22 protein-coding genes and 1 rRNA gene are annotated in these 20963 nt (G+C 60.8%); 14 read left to right on the plus strand and 9 right to left on the minus strand.

The window, feature by feature from the left end:
- The first annotated feature begins 150 nt into the window (after positions 1-150).
- Positions 151-266 (plus strand): 5S ribosomal RNA (gene rrf / locus LLY24_RS11170).
- Positions 267-421: 155 nt separating this feature from the next.
- On the plus strand, positions 422-1513 hold the full coding sequence (gene rlmM / locus LLY24_RS11175; protein ID WP_259036377.1) for a 23S rRNA (cytidine(2498)-2'-O)-methyltransferase RlmM: 1092 nt from the start codon (positions 422-424) through the stop codon (positions 1511-1513).
- Positions 1514-1570: 57 nt separating this feature from the next.
- Here rlmM and LLY24_RS11180 read toward each other — a convergent pair whose 3' ends face one another.
- Positions 1571-1858 (minus strand): antibiotic biosynthesis monooxygenase family protein, encoded by a 288-nt coding sequence (locus LLY24_RS11180; protein ID WP_259036378.1) that lies wholly within the window; start codon positions 1856-1858, stop codon positions 1571-1573.
- Positions 1859-1906: 48 nt separating this feature from the next.
- Here LLY24_RS11180 and tusA point away from each other — a divergent pair, with 48 nt between their 5' ends.
- Positions 1907-2158, plus strand: coding sequence for a sulfurtransferase TusA (gene tusA / locus LLY24_RS11185; RefSeq protein ID WP_259036379.1), 252 nt, complete (start codon positions 1907-1909; stop codon positions 2156-2158).
- Positions 2159-2174: 16 nt separating this feature from the next.
- Here tusA and LLY24_RS11190 read toward each other — a convergent pair whose 3' ends face one another.
- The 3 genes from LLY24_RS11190 to LLY24_RS11200 form a co-directional block, all read right to left on the minus strand.
- Complete coding sequence (locus tag LLY24_RS11190; protein WP_259036380.1) at positions 2175-2870, minus strand: hypothetical protein; 696 nt, start codon at positions 2868-2870, stop codon at positions 2175-2177.
- Positions 2871-2981: 111 nt separating this feature from the next.
- Positions 2982-3944 carry a DUF3080 domain-containing protein gene (locus LLY24_RS11195; protein WP_259036381.1) on the minus strand — a complete coding sequence of 321 codons (963 nt, stop codon included), beginning with the start codon at positions 3942-3944 and terminating at the stop codon, positions 2982-2984.
- 34 nt (positions 3945-3978) lie between these two features.
- Positions 3979-5424 (minus strand): MATE family efflux transporter, encoded by a 1446-nt coding sequence (locus LLY24_RS11200; protein ID WP_259036382.1) that lies wholly within the window; start codon positions 5422-5424, stop codon positions 3979-3981.
- A gap of 172 nt (positions 5425-5596) precedes the next feature.
- On the opposite strand from LLY24_RS11200, the gene LLY24_RS11205 reads away from it, so the two are divergent.
- A complete protein-coding gene (locus LLY24_RS11205; protein ID WP_259036383.1) occupies positions 5597-6172 on the plus strand; it encodes an elongation factor P hydroxylase in 576 nt (191 codons plus the stop codon).
- A gap of 9 nt (positions 6173-6181) precedes the next feature.
- Here the strand turns inward: LLY24_RS11205 and LLY24_RS11210 are convergent, their stop codons facing one another.
- Complete coding sequence (locus LLY24_RS11210; RefSeq protein ID WP_259036384.1) at positions 6182-6655, minus strand: hypothetical protein; 474 nt, start codon at positions 6653-6655, stop codon at positions 6182-6184.
- Between the two features lie 12 nt (positions 6656-6667).
- Positions 6668-7513, minus strand: coding sequence for a TatD family hydrolase (locus tag LLY24_RS11215; RefSeq protein ID WP_259036385.1), 846 nt, complete (start codon positions 7511-7513; stop codon positions 6668-6670).
- 160 nt (positions 7514-7673) lie between these two features.
- On the opposite strand from LLY24_RS11215, the gene LLY24_RS11220 reads away from it, so the two are divergent.
- On the plus strand, positions 7674-9620 hold the full coding sequence (locus LLY24_RS11220; protein WP_259036386.1) for an ATP-binding cassette domain-containing protein: 1947 nt from the start codon (positions 7674-7676) through the stop codon (positions 9618-9620).
- Positions 9621-9742: 122 nt separating this feature from the next.
- Here the strand turns inward: LLY24_RS11220 and LLY24_RS11225 are convergent, their stop codons facing one another.
- Positions 9743-10186: a universal stress protein gene (locus LLY24_RS11225; RefSeq protein WP_259036387.1), complete on the minus strand. Its 444-nt coding sequence runs from the start codon at positions 10184-10186 to the stop codon at positions 9743-9745.
- A gap of 193 nt (positions 10187-10379) precedes the next feature.
- Here LLY24_RS11225 and LLY24_RS11230 point away from each other — a divergent pair, with 193 nt between their 5' ends.
- Positions 10380-10940: a preprotein translocase subunit YajC gene (locus tag LLY24_RS11230; RefSeq protein WP_259036388.1), complete on the plus strand. Its 561-nt coding sequence runs from the start codon at positions 10380-10382 to the stop codon at positions 10938-10940.
- Positions 10941-11034: 94 nt separating this feature from the next.
- On the opposite strand, the gene slyA is transcribed toward LLY24_RS11230, so the two are convergent.
- Both slyA and LLY24_RS11240 read right to left on the minus strand, forming a co-directional pair.
- The gene (slyA, locus tag LLY24_RS11235; RefSeq protein ID WP_259036389.1) at positions 11035-11490 is read right to left on the minus strand and encodes a transcriptional regulator SlyA; all 456 of its coding nucleotides are present in this window, start codon (positions 11488-11490) and stop codon (positions 11035-11037) included.
- Between the two features lie 123 nt (positions 11491-11613).
- Positions 11614-12756: a DUF2914 domain-containing protein gene (locus tag LLY24_RS11240; protein WP_259036390.1), complete on the minus strand. Its 1143-nt coding sequence runs from the start codon at positions 12754-12756 to the stop codon at positions 11614-11616.
- 237 nt (positions 12757-12993) lie between these two features.
- Between LLY24_RS11240 and fadB the strand changes: the two genes are divergently transcribed.
- The 8 genes from fadB to sufB all read left to right on the plus strand — a co-directional run bounded on the left by fadB (position 12994) and on the right by sufB (position 20961).
- Positions 12994-15189, plus strand: coding sequence for a fatty acid oxidation complex subunit alpha FadB (gene fadB / locus LLY24_RS11245; protein WP_259036391.1), 2196 nt, complete (start codon positions 12994-12996; stop codon positions 15187-15189).
- A gap of 63 nt (positions 15190-15252) precedes the next feature.
- Positions 15253-16431: an acetyl-CoA C-acyltransferase FadA gene (gene fadA / locus LLY24_RS11250; RefSeq protein WP_259036392.1), complete on the plus strand. Its 1179-nt coding sequence runs from the start codon at positions 15253-15255 to the stop codon at positions 16429-16431.
- Positions 16432-16603: 172 nt separating this feature from the next.
- Positions 16604-16975 (plus strand): thiol-disulfide oxidoreductase DCC family protein, encoded by a 372-nt coding sequence (locus LLY24_RS11255; protein ID WP_259036393.1) that lies wholly within the window; start codon positions 16604-16606, stop codon positions 16973-16975.
- A 220-nt stretch (positions 16976-17195) separates the two neighbouring features.
- Positions 17196-17753 (plus strand): hypothetical protein, encoded by a 558-nt coding sequence (locus tag LLY24_RS11260; protein WP_259036394.1) that lies wholly within the window; start codon positions 17196-17198, stop codon positions 17751-17753.
- Positions 17754-17802: 49 nt separating this feature from the next.
- Positions 17803-18279 (plus strand): YbhB/YbcL family Raf kinase inhibitor-like protein, encoded by a 477-nt coding sequence (locus tag LLY24_RS11265; RefSeq protein WP_259036395.1) that lies wholly within the window; start codon positions 17803-17805, stop codon positions 18277-18279.
- Positions 18280-18381: 102 nt separating this feature from the next.
- Complete coding sequence (locus LLY24_RS11270; RefSeq protein ID WP_259036396.1) at positions 18382-18720, plus strand: zinc ribbon domain-containing protein YjdM; 339 nt, start codon at positions 18382-18384, stop codon at positions 18718-18720.
- A 224-nt stretch (positions 18721-18944) separates the two neighbouring features.
- A complete protein-coding gene (locus tag LLY24_RS11275; protein WP_259036397.1) occupies positions 18945-19412 on the plus strand; it encodes an SUF system Fe-S cluster assembly regulator in 468 nt (155 codons plus the stop codon).
- A gap of 106 nt (positions 19413-19518) precedes the next feature.
- The gene (gene sufB, locus LLY24_RS11280; RefSeq protein ID WP_259036398.1) at positions 19519-20961 is read left to right on the plus strand and encodes a Fe-S cluster assembly protein SufB; all 1443 of its coding nucleotides are present in this window, start codon (positions 19519-19521) and stop codon (positions 20959-20961) included.
- Positions 20962-20963: the final 2 nt, after the last annotated feature.

The following is a 20963-nucleotide window of genomic DNA, read 5'->3' on the forward strand; positions in this document are numbered from 1 at the left end:
GCACGGTGTGGAAGCGCTGCAAGGCGTTGAGCTAACGTGTACTAATGGCCCGTGAGGCTTGACCCTATAACACCCAAGGGGTCGAGGGGTAAGAACACGACGGATACGCGAGACGATCACGTGTCAGCATGATAGACGTTACCAGTTACGCCTGACGACCATAGCGTTCGGGAACCACCTGATCCCATGCCGAACTCAGTAGTGAAACCGCTCAGCGCCGATGGTAGTGTGGGGCCTCCCCATGCGAGAGTAGGTCATCGTCAGGCACTTATTAGAAAACCCCGAGTACTCTGTGCTCGGGGTTTTTGCTGTGGGTGCGATTTAGCTTTAAGCGCCATACTGGGTTGCCGTTGGAGGATGGTATGATGCGCCCACAGAAAATCGCAGCCGAAAAAAGCGGCACATTAGATGAAGGTGGGGCATGGGGAAGGTGGGAAACGACAAGCTAGCGCAAGGGCAACCTACAACGTGGTTGGTGTACTGTCGCCCGGGCTTTGAAAGCGATGCATTGGCAGAGCTCGAGCATCATGCCGAAGCCTATGGCATGGCTACTGTGCCCAAGCGTGGCGAGGGCTGGGTGAGCCTTGAAAGCCAAGATGGCGAGCCAATCAATGGGTTGCACCGACAGGCGGCTTTCGACAGGCTGATCTTTGCCCGGCAAAGCCTTATCGCGCTGCCTATGCTCGTGTTGGAACGTGAAGACCGTTTAACACCGTTGCGCGGCGCCATTCAAGCGAGCGGCTGGAGCTTCGAGGAGATCGTCCACGAAGTGCCTGATACTAACGATGGCAAGGCGCTGGCGGGACTGACCAAGGCCTTGGCCAAACCCATGGCGAGCATACTCAAGAAAAGTGGCGCTCTGCGGCGCAAGGCGGGCGGGCGTCGGTTGCACCTTTTCTGGTCTTCGGGCGAGTGCGTGCATGTGGCCATGAGTTTCCCGGGTAACCGCAGTGAGCTACTCAACGGTATCCGCCGCCTCAAGTTTCCCAGCCGTGCCCCAAGCCACTCGACGCTGAAGCTGGAAGAGGCCTGGCACGAGTTCGTCCCGCGCGATGAGTGGGAGGAGCGCTTGGGCTCGCATATGCAAGCTGCCGACTTAGGGGCTGCTCCCGGCGGCTGGACCTGGCAGCTAGTACATCGAGGCATCTACGTCTACGCCATCGATAACGGGCCCATGGACCGCCAACTGATGGACTCGGGCCAAGTAGAGCATCTCAAAGAGGACGGCTTCGTTTGGGAGCCGCCCCAGCGCCTTGATTGGCTGGTGTGCGATATCGTCGATAAGCCCATCCGCGTAACCGCCATGGTGGAGCGCTGGCTCGAACGGCGCTGGTGTCGTGAGGCTATCTTCAATCTCAAACTGCCCATGAAGCGGCGTTGGGAAGAAGTAAACAAATGCCTGGGCCGACTCGAAGCCTCTTTGGGGCAAGCGGGCGTGCGCGCCACCCTTCGCTGTCGCCACCTCTATCATGATCGCGAAGAGGTCACGGTGCACGTTAGGCTGCTCGACTGAGTGTCTGAACTGAGCGAGCGTCTAAAGCGTATATTGGAAAAGAGGGGCAGGCGTTTTTCAGCGCGCGGACTGATAAAGTCGGACCGTTTCTTCTTCGCAGAGTAGGGGGAGAATACGCTGCATGGCGATAGCGCGGGCCTCGCTTGTGTACCAAGCTTTCCATGCGCGCTCATCGCGCCACCGCGTCACCATCAGCCGCTGATCGGCGCGATCGAGCGCCACCAAGGTCTCGCCGCCGATGAAGCCGCTAACGCCGAGCGAAGCGTGCATGGCACTGCGTGCAGCGTTTTCATACTCCTCTTCGAGGCCTGGCATGATACGCCGTTCGATGATGACGTTGAGCATGATGCTATACCCTTAATTTATACCCTTGAGTCCTAAACGAGACGAGACATGGCCGACGATAACGACACTCTGCCCACAAGCGATGCAACCCTCGACACCAGCGGGCTCTACTGCCCGGAGCCCATCATGATGATGCACAACAAGGTGCGCGATATGGCTTCCGGGCAGGTGCTCGAGGTGACGGCCACCGATCCGGCCACTACGCGCGACGTGCCCAAGTTCTGCCAGTTTCTTGGCCATACGCTTCTAGATGAGCGCCACCAAGATGACACTCACGTTTACCTCATCCGCCTGGCCTGAACGCTTGGCTAAAAGCTCAACGCTCTGGCATCACCATAAGTGCCAGCGCGTCGAGCGTGGCCGGGTCCTCGTCCAAGATTCGGTTGGCGATATGGCGCTGGAAGAAGTAAACCAGTTTATGGCGCGTTTGAGCACTATATAAGCAGTCGTCGCTAGGCAGAATAGGGGTTAAGCAGGGCTTGGTCTCATCGGCGAGTAGGGCATCGATATGCCCATCGCTATAGAGCCGCCAGCCGTGAACCTGCTTGAGGTGCCAAGGGTGATCGGGGTGATCCATGCAGAGTGCGTGGGTACCCAGCGTATCGGGAAGCTGCTGGATCAGCGTTGGCTCACTTGCCTCCTCGTACTCGAAGTAGTCGGCGGCGGCGAGCAGCTCCTGATATTTATGCTCAGGGGGTAGGGTGCAGATATCGTCGATTTCTGGATCGCGATAGCCAACGAAGCGGCCGCTTTCGGACTGCTGCAGCTCGTGACACACCGCGAGGGTATCCATCCAAGGCACAAGCGCCACGATCTCGTCCTGACCGCGTAGCCCCCAAGCCAAAATCGGCATACCGTAGTAGCTCTCCGGGTCGGAGGCCAACTGATACACCATCTCCATTCCATCGAGTTCAGGCGCCAGGCGAACCAAGCGTTGCTGTGCCTGATGGCGCTGACGAACGCTTTCCAGATCGATGACCTGGGCAGAGCGGGGTGACAAGGATGCGCCCATGAGTCCCTCCAAATGCTGCGTGGCCACGATATCGACAGGTCTGCCTAACCAACTGTCGTTTATCTCACCAATAGCACAGGTTACCCAAGAGGTTAAGGGGGTGGGGCGTTTTTAATCCTCATCGCAAGGCTGAAAGCGTGCTCGCGCTTGCTCGTGCTGCTGTCGTGCCGCGAGAAACTGCGCCCAAGGCGCCTCCTCTTCGTCCAACGCGAGCCAGCGTCGTTGATAGTCACGCATGGCCGCGGGTGGCGTTACGGGCGAAGCGCTAAGAGCGCCCTCGACGGCGCGCAGCCAGCGCTCGGCGTCAGCCTGAAGTGTGTCCAGCCACGCCGTTTGCCAACTCGGCAGGCAGGCTGCGTTGTCATCGTAGTTGGCATCAAGATACGTCGTTGCCTCGTTAAGGCGCTGCTGAGCGAGCAGCAGCGTTCGCAGCACCTCAGCCGTGAGCGGCCGACGCTGTAGCACTTGCAGGTGGTGTTCAAGGGTCGAAGAGTCCTGCTCCCAGCGCGGGTCGAACTGGCGGCGAAGCATCTGCTCCAGATAGTCGAGTGCAGCGAGCGGCGCTTCGATCTCAGCGAAGGCATCCGGCGGCTGAGCGTGACTGGCGCGAGCGAAGCTCGAGCGCCATTCGCTCGAATCGACCAGCGTATTCCAGCCAACGTAGGGCAACTGCTCGGTCTTGATGTGGGTGAGCTCGGCCAAGCGCGCTTGGCTCTCTTCGCTGAGCGACGTAGGCACCTCGCTGCGCTGGCAAACGTCCAGGCGCAGCCACAGTTCGCGCTCGTAGAGCCACTGCTGGCTAGGTGGCGCAACGCGTCCTAGCTGATTGTTGCGCGCGGCTACTAACGAGGTGATCTGGCACTCGCGCAGGGCGTAGACCCCAAGCAGCGTGCCGCGTGTCTCCTCGATGGTGAAGCGCCGCGCCTGGCGCTCAGGGTAGGCGCCAATGTTGGGCGGCGTAGAGGACGTGATTGCGCCTTTGCCCAGCGCACGCTCGAGCTCGGCGTGGTAACGCTGCCAGGGGCGCTCGGCGTCGTCATTGCCGCACCCGGCAAACGTGACGAGCGCCGCCATCAACAGGGCGCCATTTAACCGCCGTTGCCAGTGTCTAAGCACGCGCTTGCCGACGGCTGATGACGTAAAGCCGCCAGCCGAGGAGTAGGGCGGCTACGCTCAGCCCCGCGGTCAGACCGATCCAGTAGCCGTGGATGCCGAGCGCCTCTTCGCGCCCCCAGAGTGGCTGCGTGCCCAGCCAGTGGCCGCCTCCCAGGCCGACGAGCCAGTAGGAGAGCACGGTGATGATCATGACGATTCGTGTATCCTTGTAGCCACGCAGGGCGCCGGCCAAATTGGCCTGCAGCGAATCGGAGAGCTGGAAGATCACCGCAATAAGAATGATCGACAGCGCCAGCGCCTGGATATCGGGGTTGGCGGTATAGAGGGCCAGCACCGGCTTGGCCAGACTCCACAGCAAGAGGCTATTGAACGCCGCTACGACGATACTCACCACGACGCCGTTCCAAGCGACTCGCTTTGCTATATCGAAACGGCGTTGGCCGAGCGTATTACCCACGCGCACGGTCAGCGCCATGCTCAGCGACAGCGGTAGCATGAACAGAATCGATGTAAAGCTTAGCGCGATCTGGTGCGCGCCGACGGTGATCTCACCAAAGCTTGCGATGAACAGCGCAATCAGCGTGAATAGCGTGACCTCGACGAAAATGGCCACGCCGATCGGCATGCCCACGACGATTAGCTCACGAATGCCCTGCCAGCGCGGCCGAACGAACCGCTGCCAGAGCGTAATATTGCGGTAGGCCGCTCCCACTCGCGTATAGAGCAGCATCGCCAAGGCCATGGTCCACATCGAGGCGGCGGTGGCGATGCCACAGCCCAAGGCGCCGAGTGCAGGAAGCGTCTGCAGCGCTTCGGGCACGCCACTTCCCAGAAGCGCAACCAGTCCATCACCGCCGTAAATCAGCAGGTAGTTGGCCGGAATGTTCACCCCGAGTCCGATCAGGCTGATCCACAGCGCCGGGCGCGTATGGTTCATACCGTCAGAGAAGGCGCGCAGCGCCTGAAAGAGCGCAACGCCGGGAAGACCAAAGGCCACCGCCGCGAGGTATGCCGCCGACTCACGGGCGACGTGAACGGGCACCTGCATTAGCTCGAAGATCGGCATGACCGCCGTGTGCAAGAGCCAGGCTGCGACCGCGCCCAAGAGCAGCGCCAGCCAGAGCGCCTGGTGCACCGCGCCGGGAATCTCTCTGTGACGTTGGCCGCCGAGCAGATGCGCCACGATCGGCGTTAGCCCCATCAGGGTGCCGGTCATGAACAGCATTAGCGGCGCCCAAAGGCTCGTGCCTACGGAAACGGCTGCCAGTGAGGTGGCGTTTTGACGCCCAGTCATCATGACGTCGGTCACGCCCATACCCGCTTGGGCCAGCTGCGCACCGCAAATCGGCAGGGCCAGGGTGACCAGCGCCCGCGTCTCTGGCCAGTAGACGCGCTTGAAGTTATCGACGAAACCGCCCAACGTATGCTCCTGAATCATCATCGGCCACCGTGCTCACAGGGTAAGCGCGTACCGGCCCGGTTAACCGCTATCGAAAGGGGCGCGATCATAGCAGGATGGCCGGCGTTTTACCCGCCTCGCCCGAGGCGATGATTCAGGCCGTCTGCTATCGCGGTTATACTAGCCGCTTTTGACCGACTCAGAGACCCTTGTGGATCAAGACCAACGCTGGCAGCTCGCCGACATCATCGCCCTGTTCGACGGCCTTTTTGCCGACACCTATCAGACTCGCCTGATACGCGGCGCCGACGAGCCGCTATATCGACCTGCCGACGCCCAAACACCCTATCATCAGGTGATCTTTGCCCACGGCTTCTATGCCAGTGCCCTGCACGAAATCAGCCACTGGTGCATCGCGGGGGCCAAGCGACGGATGCTGGAGGATTACGGCTACTGGTACGAGCCCGACGGGCGCGATGCCGTTCAGCAAAGCGCCTTCGAAGCGGTGGAGGTGGCGCCGCAGGCGCTGGAATCACTGTTGACGCAGGCGTGCGGGCGCACTTTTCACGTCAGCGTTGACAACCTCGGCGGTGAAGCCGAGGTCGATCGCGGCGGCTTTGCCGCTAAGGTGCAGCAGCGCGCCGAGCGTTATGTCGAGGAGGGATTGCCGCTGCGTGCCGGAGCGCTCGTGGCGGCATTGGCGGCGTTTTATCTAGATGGCGCCTCTTTAGCGGATGCAATCACTCAGGGCCGCCAACGGCTCGATGCCGCCGAACGGCATTCGTGAGAAAAGAGTTCAGCTATCGTCGCTGAGGCGCTGGTGCAGCGACAGCATGACCTGGATTTCGTCTTCTGGGCGCATCGGCTCCAGGCCCATTTCGTTGAATAGTTCGCTGCGCTGGCGATGCCAGTCATCCAGATCCGGGTAGAGCGCCTCGGCCGGGGCCAGCTCGACGAAGGGGTCGAGCCCGTAGGTATCGAACAGGCGCGTCAGCGCCGCTTCGTCGTCGCCGTGGCCGTTGGTGTAGAGCGTGGCCGAGAAGTGATCGTTTTCCAGCTCGCGGATGACGTCGAGCGGGCTCACTCCTAGGCTCTCCAACTCTTCGATGGTGTATTGCCCCATGACGTTGCTGTCATCGTCGATCCAGCTGTCGTCGGGCTGGATCAGGGTGTGCTTGACGCGACCATCGGGTAGCGACCAGGCAATGGCCAGCGGCAGACCGTCGTCGTCGCCGGTTTCGATGGCGATGAAGCCAGGGTAGGTAGACACGTCCAGACTCCTTTAGGAAGCAGCGGGCAGGCGGAAAAAACGCTGGGCGGTGGCCGTGGTGGCCCGGCCCAGCTCGTCGGCGTCGATACCGTACCAGCGTGCGATTTCTGCATTGATCCAAGGCAGCAGCGCTGGTTCATGGCGCCTTCCCTTGAGCTTAGCGGGTAAGTTACGCGGTAGCAGGTATGGGCAGTCGGTTTCGATCATCAAGCGGTCGAGGGCAATGCTGCTAACCAGCTCGCGCAGGTGATGGCCGCGGCGCTCATCGCAGATCCAGCCGGTGAGGCCGATGTGCAGATCCAGATCGAGATAGGCGTAGAGCGCGGTTTTATCGGCGGTGAAGCAGTGAATCACCGCATCGCTGAGGCTATCGCGCCAGCTAGCGAGTATCTCACGCATGCGCTTGCTGGCATCGCGCTCGTGGAGAAAAAGCGGAAGTCCATGCTCTGCGGCCAGCGTCAGCTGCGCTTCGAAGGCGCGCTCCTGCTCGGTGGGCGTGGCGTAGTTGCGGTTGAAGTCGAGCCCGCATTCGCCCACCGCAACGACCTTATCGTGTTGGTAGAGTGCGGCCATCTCGGTGGCCAGAGACGACGACCATTGGCTGGCATCGTGCGGGTGGACCCCCGCGGTCGCGTAGAGCCCTGGATGCGCGTCAGCCAGCGCCACCGCTTGACGGGCGTGATCGAGATCGGTCCCCGTGACGATGAAGGTGGTGACGTTGGCCGCACGGGCGCGATCAAGTACCGCCTCCATATCCGCAGCGAAGCTTTCGTGGGTCAGATTGGCGCCGATATCCACCAGGGCCGCAGGGGAGTGAAAGCGCAGCGCTTCGGGAAGCGAGTCGAGCGGGGCAGCCACGGTAAGCTCCTTGCCAGTATGCAAAAGCGGCTAGTCTACCGGAAGTCTGCGCCTCGCGGCGACTGGCATCGGCGCGTGATGCGCGATAGGGGCTATCTCCTCGTGTCGCCGCGCAGGGCTTGCGTTACACTGTGCGCCGAATCAATCAGGAGGATGCCGTGTGACCCTGCTAAGACTAGAACAGCTACAGCTTGCCTACGGAACGCATGTCTTGCTCGACCATGCGGAGCTTGCGATCGAAAAGGGCGAACGGCTGGCGCTGGTCGGGCGCAACGGCACCGGTAAGTCGACGCTGTTAAAGCTCATCGCCGGTGACATTCAGGCCGATGACGGAACGCTCTGGCGTGCGCCAGGGCTCAAGATCGGCGTGCTGGCGCAGGATCTTCCCGATGCCTCGGGCATGACGATTTTCGATGTGGTCGCCCAGGGCCTTCCCGAAGCGGGCGAGCTGCTCTCCGAATACCAGCATCTGATCAACGCGCCCGAGCCCGATATGCAGCGCATGGCGACGCTGCAGACGCGCTTGGAGGCCATCGATGGCTGGTCGTTTCACCAGCGTATCGATGTCGTAATGACGCGCCTAGGCTTGCCCCCTGAGCGGCCCATGAGTGCGCTCTCGGGTGGCTGGCGTCGCCGCGTTGCGCTGGCGCGCGCGCTGGTCGCCGAGCCTGACCTACTGCTGCTCGACGAGCCGACCAACCACCTGGATCTCGATACCATCGCCTGGCTCGAAGAGCAGCTGCTGGCCTTCCAGGGCGCGGTGTTGCTGATTACCCACGACCGTGCGTTTCTCTCCAAGCTTGCCACCAACATTCTCGAGCTCGATCGCGGCAAGCTCTCGCGCTATCCCGGACGCTACACCGAGTATCAGGCGCGCAAGCAGCACGAGCTCGAAGTAGAAGCGCGTGAAAACGCCGAATTCGATAAAAAGCTAGCCCAGGAAGAGACCTGGATTCGCCAAGGGATCAAGGCGCGGCGCACCCGCAACGAAGGGCGGGTGCGCGCGCTCGAAGCGCTGCGCGTCGAGCGCAGCCAGCGCCGTGAGCGCCAAGGTACCGCCAATCTCAGCGTCGATAGCGGCGAGCGCTCGGGCAAGCGCGTGGTCGAGCTTAAAAACGTCACCCAGCGCTTTGCCGGTGACGCCATCATCCGTGACTTCAGCCTCGACGTGCAGCGCGGCGACCGCATCGGTCTGCTCGGGCGCAACGGCGCGGGCAAGACCACGCTGTTGAAGCTGATGCTGGGTCAGCTCGAACCCAGTGAAGGCAGCGTCAAGTTGGGCACCAATTTACAGGTAGCCTACTTCGACCAGCTGCGCGCGGGGCTCGAGCCGGAAAAGACGGTTTACGATAACGTTGCTCAGGGCACCGACCGGGTCTCGGTCGGCGGGCGCGATCGCCACGTGATGAGCTATTTGCAGGATTTCCTGTTTACCCCCGAGCGCGTACGCCAGCCGGTCAAGGCGCTTTCGGGCGGCGAGTCCAACCGCCTCTTGCTGGCCAAGCTCTTCACCCAGCCTGCTAACGTGCTGGTGCTCGATGAGCCAACCAACGATCTTGATATGGAGACGCTCGAGCTTCTCGAAGAGCTACTGCTCGACTTCGATGGCACGCTGTTGCTGGTGTCGCACGACCGAACCTTCATGGACAACGTGGTGACTAGCGTACTGGCCTTCGAAGGCGAGGGGCGCGTGCGTGAGTACGTCGGTGGCTACAGCGACTGGGTTCGCCAGGGTGGCAAACTACCGCCTGCGCCCTGGGATGCGCCGGTGGCGGCGAAAAGTGCTCGTGCTGCCCAGGTGGAGACGAGCGCGGTTGCAGCGTCCAGCGAGCAGCCCAAAGAAGCGCAGGCCAAGGCAGAAAGCGCCAAGAAGAGCGTCAAACTCTCCTATAAGCTTCAGCGTGAACTCGATGGCCTGCCCGCCGAGATCGAAAAACTAGAGGCCAAAGTAGCCGAAATCGAAGCGGAAATCGCCGAGCCTGCCTTCTACCAGCAGCCGTCGACCGTGGTAACGGCCAAGCTCGAAGCGCTCGGCGTCGTCCAGGGTGAGTTGGAAAACGCCATGGAGCGCTGGATGGAGCTCGAAGCCATGGCTGCAGGCGAATAGGCGCTGTAAGGCTAAGCAAGAACATAAAAGAGCGCCGGGGCAAGCGTTGCTCGCCCCGGCGATGAATTGCTTGGATAAAGGGCTTGGATAAAGGGCAAAAAGGCAGCGCCCTTGAGGGTCGTTTACTCGTCGCTGGTTTTACCGACGCGCACGGCGAGAACGTCGCATTGAGCGCCGTGCAGAACGCCGGTCGAGGTCGAGCCCAGCAGTAGAGCGAAGCCATGGCGACCGTGCGAGCCAACGACGATCAAATCGACGTCATGGTCGGCGGCAAAGCGGTGAATTTCGGTATCCGGCATGCCGACAACGACGTGCTGGTCGGCTTCGAGAATGTGCGGCGCGGCGATTTCGGCCAGACGCTTTTTGGCGTGATCGTCGAGCTGGTCCTGAATGCTGGTCAAATCCATGGGGATATCGCCCCCATAGGCAAAGCCCAGCGGTTCGAGCGTGTGCATGATGGAGATCTTGGCCCCGTTGTTGCGCTCGGCAATCGCGATCGCACGCTCCAAAATCTTGTGCGAGTCTTTGGTCAGGTCAACGGCGACCAGAATATGGCGATAGCTCATGGCGTATCTCCTCGGCGGTGAGAAAGCAGTGAACAAGTGAAGCGATACCCTGTGTGTCTAGCTTACTTTAGGCCGCTCGCCGTCAGGACACAACGATGTAGATCATTGTTTTTAGGTAATGAGGTCGACGTTTTTTTAACGTAAGTCAAGGTGGCTCGCCGATGGAGCCCCACGCTAAAGGTGAGGTAGTACGGTGAAATGGTTGGTGATCGTCTTCGTTTTGTTATTCATTCTCTCGCCGGTGCTGTGGCTGCGCCCTAGTCCACAGCAAAAGCGCCGGATGACGCTGCGGGATCGGCTGACCCGTCAAGGCGTTACGATCAGAGAGACCACGCCGCCGCTGCACCACTTCAAGGGCACCATGCCAACCTACCGCTGGTTCTTCCCCGCCGAGACGCCGGGGCCGACTTTTCTGCTAGTGCGTGATGCCAAGGCCAGCGCCGCGCTCGAACCCTATCACGCGGGCTGGCGCTGGCGTATAGCGCCACTACGGCCGTTGAGCGATAAGGCGACCTATCACCTCAAGCGTATCGTCGAGAAGCTGCCCCAGGACGCCCTGGTGCTGGAGTCGACGCCAGAAAGCATCAGTCTGTGGTGGTGGGAGTCGCAAAACGGCGAGCGCTTCGCAACCTATTTGGCTGATTTCGAGGCTCTACGCGACGCCTTGGAAGGTTACGCCGACAAGCGACCAATTCCCTTCAACGCACGCGTGGATGCCAACGCGACTAGCCAGCACGGGAGTGACGCTCGATAACGCCACTGGCACCGCTTGAGCGGTGCCAGTAAATGAGGTCAAGAGCACGAGGCTCAATCAAAGGCCGAACACAGTCGTGTTGCTACAGCAGCGGTTAGGGCGTCGAAGTAGCTTCGAGTTCTCGGGCCTGAATGGCTACGCCGTTGGCTTCGATGATGCCAAGCCACTCGTCGAGCTGTTCGATGTTCTCTGGCGTTAGGCCAACGAGCAGTTCTTCGCGCGCCTGTTGGGCAACGCTGTCGATCTGTTCGAGCAGCGGCATGGCGGCTGGCGTCAGGTGAACGCGCTTGCTGCGGCGGTCGTTTTCGCAGGTGCGCCGTTCGACCAGCCCCTGTTCTTCGAGCTGACCCAGAGTACGCACCAGCGAAGGCGCTTCGACGCCAATGGCGCGCGCCAAGTCGCACTGTGGCTGGCCGTCGCCTGCGCGCCAAATATGGTACAGCGTGACCCAACGGGTTTGGGTCAGTTCCAGCGGTGCCAGACGTCGGTCCAGAATCGAGCGCCAAAGGTGCGGCAATCTTGCCAGACGAAAACCAATCGATGAGGCCATAAGCATCAATTACCAATAAAAGTGAGTTGGTGAATTGTCATTAGCTGAATGGTTGAATGCAAGTTACTGCGACAACCGAGCGCAGGCTAAGGTTCCGATGGCACGTCTAAACGCAGGGTTTGTTTAGCTATTCGTCTCACTGCTGGCGCCAGGAATGAAGCGGCGCAGATTGAAACGGCTTAGCCCTGCAGGCTGAATGCGGCTGTCGGCGGTGGAGGCGCGCTCAGGGTCGGCATCGACATGAAAGCGGATTAGCCCGATGCGCTGTCCCCCCTCGGTCATGATATCGATGCGCCAGTCGCCTTCGGGATGTGCGGGGAAATTCTGCTTGTGGCTCCAGGCGCGATAGCCCGCTTCGCTTCCTCCTTGAATGTTCAACGCTACCCGATCCAGGCGCTGACCCTGGTGATACCACACGTGCTCAATGGTTTCGCTCAAACCACGCGGGGCGCGGATGGCGGTATAGACATAAATCCCTTGTTCGCGCAGCGCCTCGGGGGTCAGCGCCAGATCACCGCGCGGCGTGCGCTGCTGTATATCCAGCGAGGGTGACAGGGCGCTGGCGGTCATCCACACGCTTGCCGGAGGTACCCAGATGCGCCCAAGCCAAGCCGCTCCCGAGAACAGCAGCGTCATCACCAAAAAAGCGCTCCACCGCAGCACCGAGGGCTGGCGCAGTAGATGCCAGCCGCTAGGCAGTGCCGTTAGCAGCGTGACGACCAACGCGATTTTCAAGCTCTCGGTAGTGGTGAGATGCAGCATGATGGGCAGAATGACCAGCACCACCAGAAATACGCACTGAGCGTGAAACAGGTAGTAGAGACTGCGCCAGCGGTTGGCGATGCGATAGTAGAGGGGGTCGATGATCGAGACGATCGCCATGCCGACCACCATGAGGGCGAACAGCGTTTGGCCGCTGTTCCACACCGTGGTAGCGAGGACGAAGGGAAGGGTAAAAAAGAGAGTCTCCTGGTGGATCATCTGCGCAAAGAAGACCGTAACGCCGCGCGACAGTGTCGGGTAGCCGCGCGCATCCAGCCAGCGTGCAATCAGGCTTTCCGAGAGCAGCAGCACCCAAGCAGCGACGAGCCCGAGTGCCAAGGCTGCGCCTAGCCACTGCTGGCGGTCGACCAAAAAGAAGCTGCCGAGCCCGGCCCCGAAGGCCACCGGCGGCCATAGCCAGCTCCAGGGTTTGATGCGCGCAATGACGCGCTCGAGAAGACCTTGCAGGCGCGCCAAGCGCTGCGCTGTGAGTAAAGAACCCATGATTGACCATTGCCTGCCAAGAAGACGACTATCCTAACAGCAGCGATACGTCTTGGCAGCCGCACGTCGGTGGAGTAAATGCCCCGTCATTACCCAGGCTATGGGCCGAAAGTATAGGCTTGACGCCATGGGGCATCTCCACCAAGCTAAGGCGATCAAACGGCCGTATGAAAGTGCTTCGAGCCTCGATGCGGGTTCGAAGCGCCGATTCTCGCCTCACTGACTGGAGTAGCGCGAATGATCTATCAAGGCAACGCCATCACGGTGGCTCGACGTGATGTCCCCGATGGCAACGTTATTGCGGTTCTCACCTTCGATTTGCAGGGCGAATCGATCAACAAGCTGTCGAGTCAGGTCGTTGCCGAGCTCGACGATGCCGTCAAGGCCATTCGCTTTGAAAGCGATCTTGGCGGGCTAATGATCCAAAGCGCCAAGGACGTTTTCATCGTCGGCGCCGATATCACCGAATTCCACGCGCTCTTCGATAAAGGCGAAGATTATCTGGTCGAGATGAACCAGCGGGTGCACGCCATCTTCAACGCCATCGAAGATTTGCCGTTCCCCACCGTTACTGCGATAAACGGCCTGGCGCTTGGCGGTGGCTGCGAGTTGCCGCTCACCACTGACTTTCGGGTCATGGCCGAGCGCGCCAAGATCGGCCTGCCCGAAACCAAACTCGGCATCATTCCCGGCTGGGGTGGCTGCGTGCGCTTGCCGCGGCTGATCGGCGCCGATAACGCCATCGAGTGGATCGCCGGGGGCAGCGAAAATCGTGCCGACGCCGCCTTGAAGATGGGGGCGGTAGACGCCGTGCTGCCGCTTGAGCAGCTCGAAGCGGGCGCGTTGGATATTCTTGCCCGTGCCCAGCGCGGCGAACTCGACTACCAAAAGCGTCGCGCCGACAAGAAAGGCCCGCTCAAGCTCAACCCCATCGAGCAGATGATGGCCTTCGAGACCGCCAAGGGCTTCGTCGCCGGTAAAGCCGGACCGCACTACCCGGCGCCGGTGGAAGCGATCAAGGTGATCCAGAAAGGGGCGGGCGAACAGCGCGAACGCGCCCAACAGATCGAAGCTGCCACCTTTGCGAAGATGGCGCTGAGCGACGTCGCCTTCAACTTGGTGGGGCTCTTCCTCAACGACCAAGTAATCAAGAAAAAGGCCAGCAAGTACGAAAAGCAGGCCCAGGCGGTCAAGCAGACAGCGGTTCTGGGGGCGGGCATCATGGGTGGTGGTATCGCCTATCAGAGTGCTTCCAAGGGCACACCGATCGTGATGAAGGATATCAAGGCCGATGCCATCGAGCTTGGCCTCAAAGAGGCGCGCAAGCTCTTTGCCAAGCAGGTCGAGCGCGGCAAGCTGACCAGCGCCGAGATGGCCGAAAAGCTGAGCAACATTCGCCCGACGCTCTCTTACGGTGATTTTGGTCACGTCGATCTCGTCGTCGAAGCCGTGGTCGAGAATCCCAAGGTGAAAGATGCCGTACTCACCGAGGTAGAAGGGCAGGTCGGCGAAGAGACGATCCTCGCCTCCAATACCTCGACCATTTCCATCGACCGGTTGGCGCAGAATCTCAAGCGTCCGCACAACTTCTGCGGTATGCACTTCTTCAACCCCGTTCACCGCATGCCGCTGGTCGAGGTGATTCGCGGTGAGAAAACCTCCGATGCCGCCGTGGCGGCGACCGTCGCCTACGCCCGCGCCATGGGCAAGACACCCATCGTGGTCAACGACTGCCCAGGTTTCTTGGTCAACCGCGTGCTCTTTCCCTACTTTGGCGGCTTTAGCTTCCTGGTCGAGCAGGGGGCTGATTTCCAGAAAGTCGATAAGGTGATGGAGAAGTTCGGCTGGCCCATGGGCCCGGCGTACCTGCTCGACGTCGTCGGCATGGATACTGCCGTGCACGCCAACGAGGTGATGGCCGAAGGCTTCCCCGAGCGCATGGCCCGTGACACCAAAACGGCCATTGAGGTGATGTACGACAACGACCGTTTGGGCCAGAAAAATGCCAAGGGCTTCTACGCCTACGAAGAGGACAAGAAAGGCAAACCCAAGAAGGTCACCGACGAGCAGGCCTATGCGCTGATCAAAGAGGTGGTCAAGGAGCATCGCGAGTTCAGCGATGACGAGGTCATTGCGCGCATGATGGTACCGCTGTGCCTCGAAACCGTGCGCGCGCTCGAAGATGGCATCGTCGATACCCCGGCCGAAGCCGATATGGCACTGATCTATGGCATTGGCTTTCCGCCCTTCCGTGGCGGTGCGCTGCGCTACATCGACGCCATGGGCGTCGCTGAGTTCGTGGCCCTCGCCGACCGTCTGGCCGAAGAGCTCGGCCCGCTCTACGCGCCGACCGATAAACTGCGCCGCATGGCCGAGCAGGGCGAGCGCTTCTACGCCGCCAATGCATCCAGCGCCCAGAACGCCAACGCTTAAGCCCGCGCTAAGCCCGTGTGCTATGCCTGTGTGCTACGCCAGTGCGAAAAGGAGATAGGGAAGATGAGCTTGAATCCAAGAGATATCGTGGTGGTCGACGGGGTGCGTACCGCCATGGCCAAGGCCAAGAACGGTGGCTTTCGCCACGTGCGCGCCGAGAACCTGTCGGCTGCGGTAATGCAGGCGCTGTTCGAGCGTAATGCCAATCTCGACCCGGCCGAGGTCGATGACGTGATCTGGGGCTGCGTCAACCAGACGCTGGAGCAGGCGATGAACATCGCTCGTAACGCTGCCCTTATGACCGGCATTCCGCGCAGCGTACCGGCGCAGACGGTCAACCGCCTGTGCGGCTCGTCGATGAGCGCACTGCACATCGCTGCGGCCAACATCAAGGCGGGGATGGGCGATTTTTACGTCATCGGTGGCGTCGAACACATGGAGCACGTACCCATGGCCCACGGCGTCGACGTCAACCCGGCGCTGAGTAAGTACGCCGCCAAGGCGTCGATGATGATGGGGCTAACCGCTGAGCTTCTGGGCAAGATGCACGGCATTAGCCGCGAAGATCAGGACAAGTTTGGCGTGCGCTCGCACCAGCGCGCCCAGGCGGCCCAGGACCAGGGGCACTTCGAAAACGAAATCGTGGGTATCGAAGGCCACGACGCCCAGGGTTTCAAAGCGCTGATCGCGCAGGACGAAGTCATTCGCGCCGATGCCAGCCTTGAGTCCATGGCCCAGCTCAAGCCCGTCTTCGATCCGCGCAATGGTACCGTGAGCGCCGGCACCTCCTCGGCACTCTCAGTGGGTGCTTCGGCGATGGCGGTGATGAGCTACGCGCGTGCCCAGGCGCTGGGCTTGACGCCCATCGCGCGGGTGCTGTCGACCGGCATTGCGGGCTGCGATGCCTCGATCATGGGCTATGGCCCGGTGCCTGCAACGAAGAAAGCGCTCAAGGCCGCTGGGCTTGGCATCGAGGACATTCAGACGGTCGAACTCAACGAAGCCTTTGCCGCCCAAAGCCTGCCGGTGCTCAAGGACCTGGGGCTGCTCGATGCCATGGACGACAAAGTCAACCTCAACGGTGGGGCGATTGCCCTGGGGCATCCGCTCGGCTGCTCGGGTGCGCGCATCTGTACCACGCTGCTCAACGTCATGCGCCAGCAAGACACTACCCTGGGGCTTGCCACCATGTGTATCGGTATGGGGCAGGGCGTTGCCACCGTGTTCGAACGCCTGAAGTAAATGCTAACGGGGCGCCTCCTGGGCAGCCCCCCCCTTGCGGCACAATAACGCCGACGCCTCTAAAGGCGTCGGCGTTATTGTTAGGGTCTTCGATTGCGCGGTCTGCGCTGCTTGCAGCTTGGCTCATCGGTGCCACACTGGTAGGCACGTGTATGCTACTCATGGCCGATCTATGTCGCACTTGACCGTTTACTACGATGCCGCTTGCCCGATCTGTCGGCGTGACCGCCGCCGCTACGAGCGTTGGGCGGGCGCTCAGGCGCGGCGCGTTGAGTGGCGCGACCTCAATCAGCACCACGAGGAGCTGCGCGCACTCGGTATTCACCCACAAGATGCGCTGCGCTCCCTACACGTCAAAGATGCCCAGGGCCGCATCAGCGAAGGGATGGATGCCTACCGCCTACTGCTGGCGCATACCCCGGGTGCGCCGCTTGGATGGTTGATCAGCCTACCCGGCATCAAGCAAGGGCTACGGGTGGGGTATGATCGCTGGGTAAAACAGCGGCTCAAGCGCGACGGCCGTTGGTCCGAACACGGTAAGTGAACACTCTTCAACGCGTTTATGTGAACGCGCTAATGCAAGCAGATGTAGACGTTAACCCTATTGCTATCCCTATCCGCCATCGATGAGACAGAACGACGTGAGCAAGACGAACGTAAAAGCGCAAACATGCAACATGCAGGCAAGCGCGTCACCCAAAGGTTTCGCTGGGAGCGCGGCGCCGATAATCGCTCAGACAAAAGTGCCTCGAAAGGCGCTTGGCGTGCCTGCGCTCACGCTGCTCGCCCTTATTCTGGCAGGCTGTGCGGGGCAGCCCTCAATGCCTGCGGCACAAGTGAGTCCTACTGCCGCCACAGCGCCAACGCCTTCGTCTCCCGCTGTTGCGCCTTCATCTCCTTCAGTGAGCATGGGCGCGCAGGCCCAGGACTGGGTGCCGCCGTATCTCACCAGCCCCGAAGAGGAGGCGGCCTATTACGTGAGCCGCTTGGCCGATCGGCGCTTCGTTGCCCGCTATGGTAATCCTGCCCAGCCGCAGGTGCGCTACATCGCCGCCGAGCGACTGGGAGCCATCGGCGCACCCGCCGTGCCGCTACTCTTTGCGCGACTCACCACCCAAGACGACTACGAAAAGATGCTGGTGCTCTACGCCTTGCAGCTGGCGACCCAGGATCCGGTATTGATGGCGCAAACGGGCAGCGACTACGTGCGCCTCGAGCCCGCCCTCGACCCCGCTGCCAATGCCAGTAATCAGGCCATCGCTCAGGCGTGGTGGGGGCGCCACCAACATGCTCTTGCGCCGCCGATCGGGCCGGGCGGCTAGACAAGGACTTCGGCTTTTCTCTTTCACCCACCGCCAAGGAGACTACGTTATGGCATTCGTTCCTACTTCCATGCAGGTCAAAAGCCCTGCTTTCGAACAGTTAGCTGTGATCCCGACCAGGCATACTGGTGAGGGCGATAATGTCTCGCCAGCGCTTGCTTGGCACGACGCCCCGGAGGGCACCAAGGGATTCGCCATCGTGTGCCACGACCCCGACGCACCGCTGGTGCAAAACGGCATGTACGGGTTCGTTCACTGGACGCTCTACAACCTACCCGGTGACACCTTCGAGGTGGTCGAAAATACCGCCGTTGGCACTAGTGGTAAAAACGATGGTGGCAAGACCGGCTATATGGGCCCCATGCCGCCCGAAGGCCATGGCAATCATCTCTACTACTTCTGGGTGCTGGCGCTGGATCATCAAACGTCACTGCCCGAAGGGCTTAGCTTGCCCGAGCTTTTGACCGAACTCGAACCGCATCTTTTAGGTATGAACCGCTTGGTAGGCGTCTACCAGCGCGGCTAAGCCTCCGTTTCTGCGCTGTTTTGAATCCTGAACGTGCCGCTGGGGCTGGAGCCCCGGCGGCAATCGGTGTAGGCTCCTGCGTTTTGCCAATTTGGAGCCTCGATGAACGTCCTACCTGCCTGCCCCGCCTGTGCTTCTGTCTATACCTATCATGATGGCCTTCAATACGTGTGCCCCGAGTGCGCGCATGAATGGTCCGATACCGCCCCTGCAAGCGAAGATGAGAGCGCCACGGTGCGCGATGCCAACGGTAACCCCTTGGCCGATGGCGATAGTGTTACGGTAATCAAAGATCTCAAGGTCAAAGGCAGCTCCCTGGTAGTCAAGGTGGGCACCAAGGTGAAGAACATCCGCTTGGTTGACGGCGATCACGACATCGACTGCAAGGTCGATGGTATTGGCCCGATGAAGCTTAAGTCGATCTACGTTAAAAAGGCCTAGCCCGCGTGCAACGAGGCAGCATCGGTAGCGCGTGAAGACGCTGCTGAGATTTGTTTCATAGAATTTACAAATGAAAATGATTGCTGTTTTTGATGACAACGGTGGCGATCATGCTGGCAACGGCCAAGAAATGGCAATAATGCGGCAGTAGGGCTTCACATCGAATTTATATAGGACTAAAATAGTCCTCAATCATCGAGACGTTGATCACAGGCAGGTTATTAATGCTCAAGCTATCGCGAATGACCGACTACGCTGCCGTAGTGATGGCCCACATCGCGCGCTTTCCGCATATGCCTCACGCCGCCACCGACATTGCCGATGCCGTTCAGCTGCCGCACCCCACGGTGAGTAAAACGCTCAAGTCGCTGGTGCGCGCAGGGCTTCTGACCTCGCAGCGCGGTGCCCACGGTGGCTATCGCTTGGCGCGGCCCGCTTCGCGGATTACCGCTGCCGATATCATCGCCGCCATCGAAGGTCCGGTCGCCATGACCGAGTGCAGTCAGGAGCAGGGCGACTGCGAGTTGGCGGCCACCTGTGGCTTGGCGGACAACTGGCAGCGTGTGTCGCTGGCGATGCGTACGCTACTCGAGAGCGTGACGCTGGCGCACCTGGCCGACTCGACGCCTCTCAAGCTGCCCGTGCAGCTTCCCATTCAAAGCATCACCATTCCCGCCGTCTCCTCGTTATGACGATCATGAGATCAGCTCTGATGTGCGCAGCGGCGCGCGCGATGCCCCATTACGATTGTGATTACGGCGAGTCAGCTCGCCATCCAACTGCCCGGAGGGTTTGACCATGGCAACGGAAGAAATGGAACAGTTGGTTCGTCGAGAGTACAAAGAAGGCTTTGTTACCGACATCGAAAGCGACACGCTTCCGCCGGGTCTCAACGAAGACACCATTGCGTTCATCTCGAAGAAGAAGGGTGAGCCCGAGTGGATGCTCGAATGGCGTCTCGATGCCTACCGCCAATGGCTCAAGATGGAAGAGCCCTCCTGGGCGCATCTCGACTACCCACCAATCGACTACCAGGCGATCTCCTACTACAGCGCGCCCAAGCGCCCCGAGGATGGTCCCCAAAGCCTGGATGAAGTCGATCCCAAGCTGCTCGAAACTTACGAAAAGCTGGGTATTCCGCTGCACGAGCGCGCCGCACTCGCGGGCGTGGCCGTCGATGCGGTATTCGATTCGGTCTCGGTCACCACCACTTTCAAAGAGAACCTCGCCGAAGCGGGCGTGATCTTCTGCTCGATCTCCGAGGCCGTGCGTGACTACCCGGAACTGATCAAGCAGTACCTGGGAACCGTCGTGCCGGTGGCGGACAACTACTTCGCCGCGCTCAACTCGGCGGTTTTCACCGACGGCTCTTTCGTATTCGTGCCCAAGGGCGTGAAGTGCCCCATGGAGCTCTCCACCTACTTCCGCATCAACGCTGCAAATACCGGTCAGTTCGAGCGAACCCTGATCGTCTGCGAAAGCGGCGCCGAGGTCTCCTACCTCGAAGGCTGTACCGCGCCGATGCGCGACGAGAACCAGCTGCACGCTGCCGTCGTGGAGCTCGTGGCCCTGGACGATGCTTACATCAAGTACTCCACGGTACAGAACTGGTACCCCGGCGACGAAGATGGCAAAGGCGGTATCTACAACTTCGTTACCAAGCGCGGCGACTGCCGTGGCGACCGCTCACGGATCAGCTGGACCCAGGTCGAAACCGGCTCGGCGATCACCTGGAAGTACCCCTCCTGCGTGCTGCGCGGTAAGGACAGCATCGGTGAGTTCTACTCCGTGGCGGTGACCAACGGCCGCCAGCAGGCCGATACCGGCACCAAGATGATTCATATCGGCGAGGGCACACGCTCCTATATCGTGGCCAAAGGCATCTCGGCTGGGCGTAGCGATCAGTCCTATCGCGGCATGGTCAAGATCGGCCCGCGGGCCAAGGGCGCGCGTAACTTTACCCAGTGCGATTCGCTGTTGATCGGTGATCAGTGCGGTGCCCATACCTTCCCGTACCAGGAAATCGGTAACAGCACGGCGACCATCGAGCACGAGGCGACTACCTCGAAGATCGGCGATGACCAGCTGTTCTACTGCCAGAGCCGCGGTATCTCTGAGGAAGACGCGGTGAGCATGATCGTCAACGGTTTCTGCAAGGATGTCTTCCAGGAGTTGCCCATGGAGTTCGCCGTGGAAGCCGAGGCGCTGCTGAGCGTCACGCTGGAAGGGGCGGTCGGCTAAGC

This window comes from Halomonas dongshanensis (genome assembly GCF_024790395.1).
Lineage (GTDB): Bacteria > Pseudomonadota > Gammaproteobacteria > Pseudomonadales > Halomonadaceae > Vreelandella > Vreelandella dongshanensis.

Coding starts and splice junctions, on each gene's coding strand:
- LLY24_RS11180 (WP_259036378.1), bottom strand. CDS start 1,858: ATGCTCAACGTCATCATCGAACGGCGTATCATGCCAGGCCTCGAAGAG.
- LLY24_RS11240 (WP_259036390.1), bottom strand. CDS start 12,756: ATGGGTTCTTTACTCACAGCGCAGCGCTTGGCGCGCCTGCAAGGTCTT.
- rlmM (WP_259036377.1), top strand. CDS start 422: ATGGGGAAGGTGGGAAACGACAAGCTAGCGCAAGGGCAACCTACAACG.
- LLY24_RS11275 (WP_259036397.1), top strand. CDS start 18,945: ATGCTCAAGCTATCGCGAATGACCGACTACGCTGCCGTAGTGATGGCC.
- LLY24_RS11265 (WP_259036395.1), top strand. CDS start 17,803: ATGGCATTCGTTCCTACTTCCATGCAGGTCAAAAGCCCTGCTTTCGAA.
- LLY24_RS11195 (WP_259036381.1), bottom strand. CDS start 3,944: ATGGCGGCGCTCGTCACGTTTGCCGGGTGCGGCAATGACGACGCCGAG.
- LLY24_RS11225 (WP_259036387.1), bottom strand. CDS start 10,186: ATGAGCTATCGCCATATTCTGGTCGCCGTTGACCTGACCAAAGACTCG.
- slyA (WP_259036389.1), bottom strand. CDS start 11,490: ATGGCCTCATCGATTGGTTTTCGTCTGGCAAGATTGCCGCACCTTTGG.
- LLY24_RS11255 (WP_259036393.1), top strand. CDS start 16,604: ATGTCGCACTTGACCGTTTACTACGATGCCGCTTGCCCGATCTGTCGG.
- LLY24_RS11190 (WP_259036380.1), bottom strand. CDS start 2,870: ATGGGCGCATCCTTGTCACCCCGCTCTGCCCAGGTCATCGATCTGGAA.
- LLY24_RS11200 (WP_259036382.1), bottom strand. CDS start 5,424: ATGATTCAGGAGCATACGTTGGGCGGTTTCGTCGATAACTTCAAGCGC.
- fadA (WP_259036392.1), top strand. CDS start 15,253: ATGAGCTTGAATCCAAGAGATATCGTGGTGGTCGACGGGGTGCGTACC.
- tusA (WP_259036379.1), top strand. CDS start 1,907: ATGGCCGACGATAACGACACTCTGCCCACAAGCGATGCAACCCTCGAC.
- sufB (WP_259036398.1), top strand. CDS start 19,519: ATGGCAACGGAAGAAATGGAACAGTTGGTTCGTCGAGAGTACAAAGAA.
- LLY24_RS11270 (WP_259036396.1), top strand. CDS start 18,382: ATGAACGTCCTACCTGCCTGCCCCGCCTGTGCTTCTGTCTATACCTAT.
- fadB (WP_259036391.1), top strand. CDS start 12,994: ATGATCTATCAAGGCAACGCCATCACGGTGGCTCGACGTGATGTCCCC.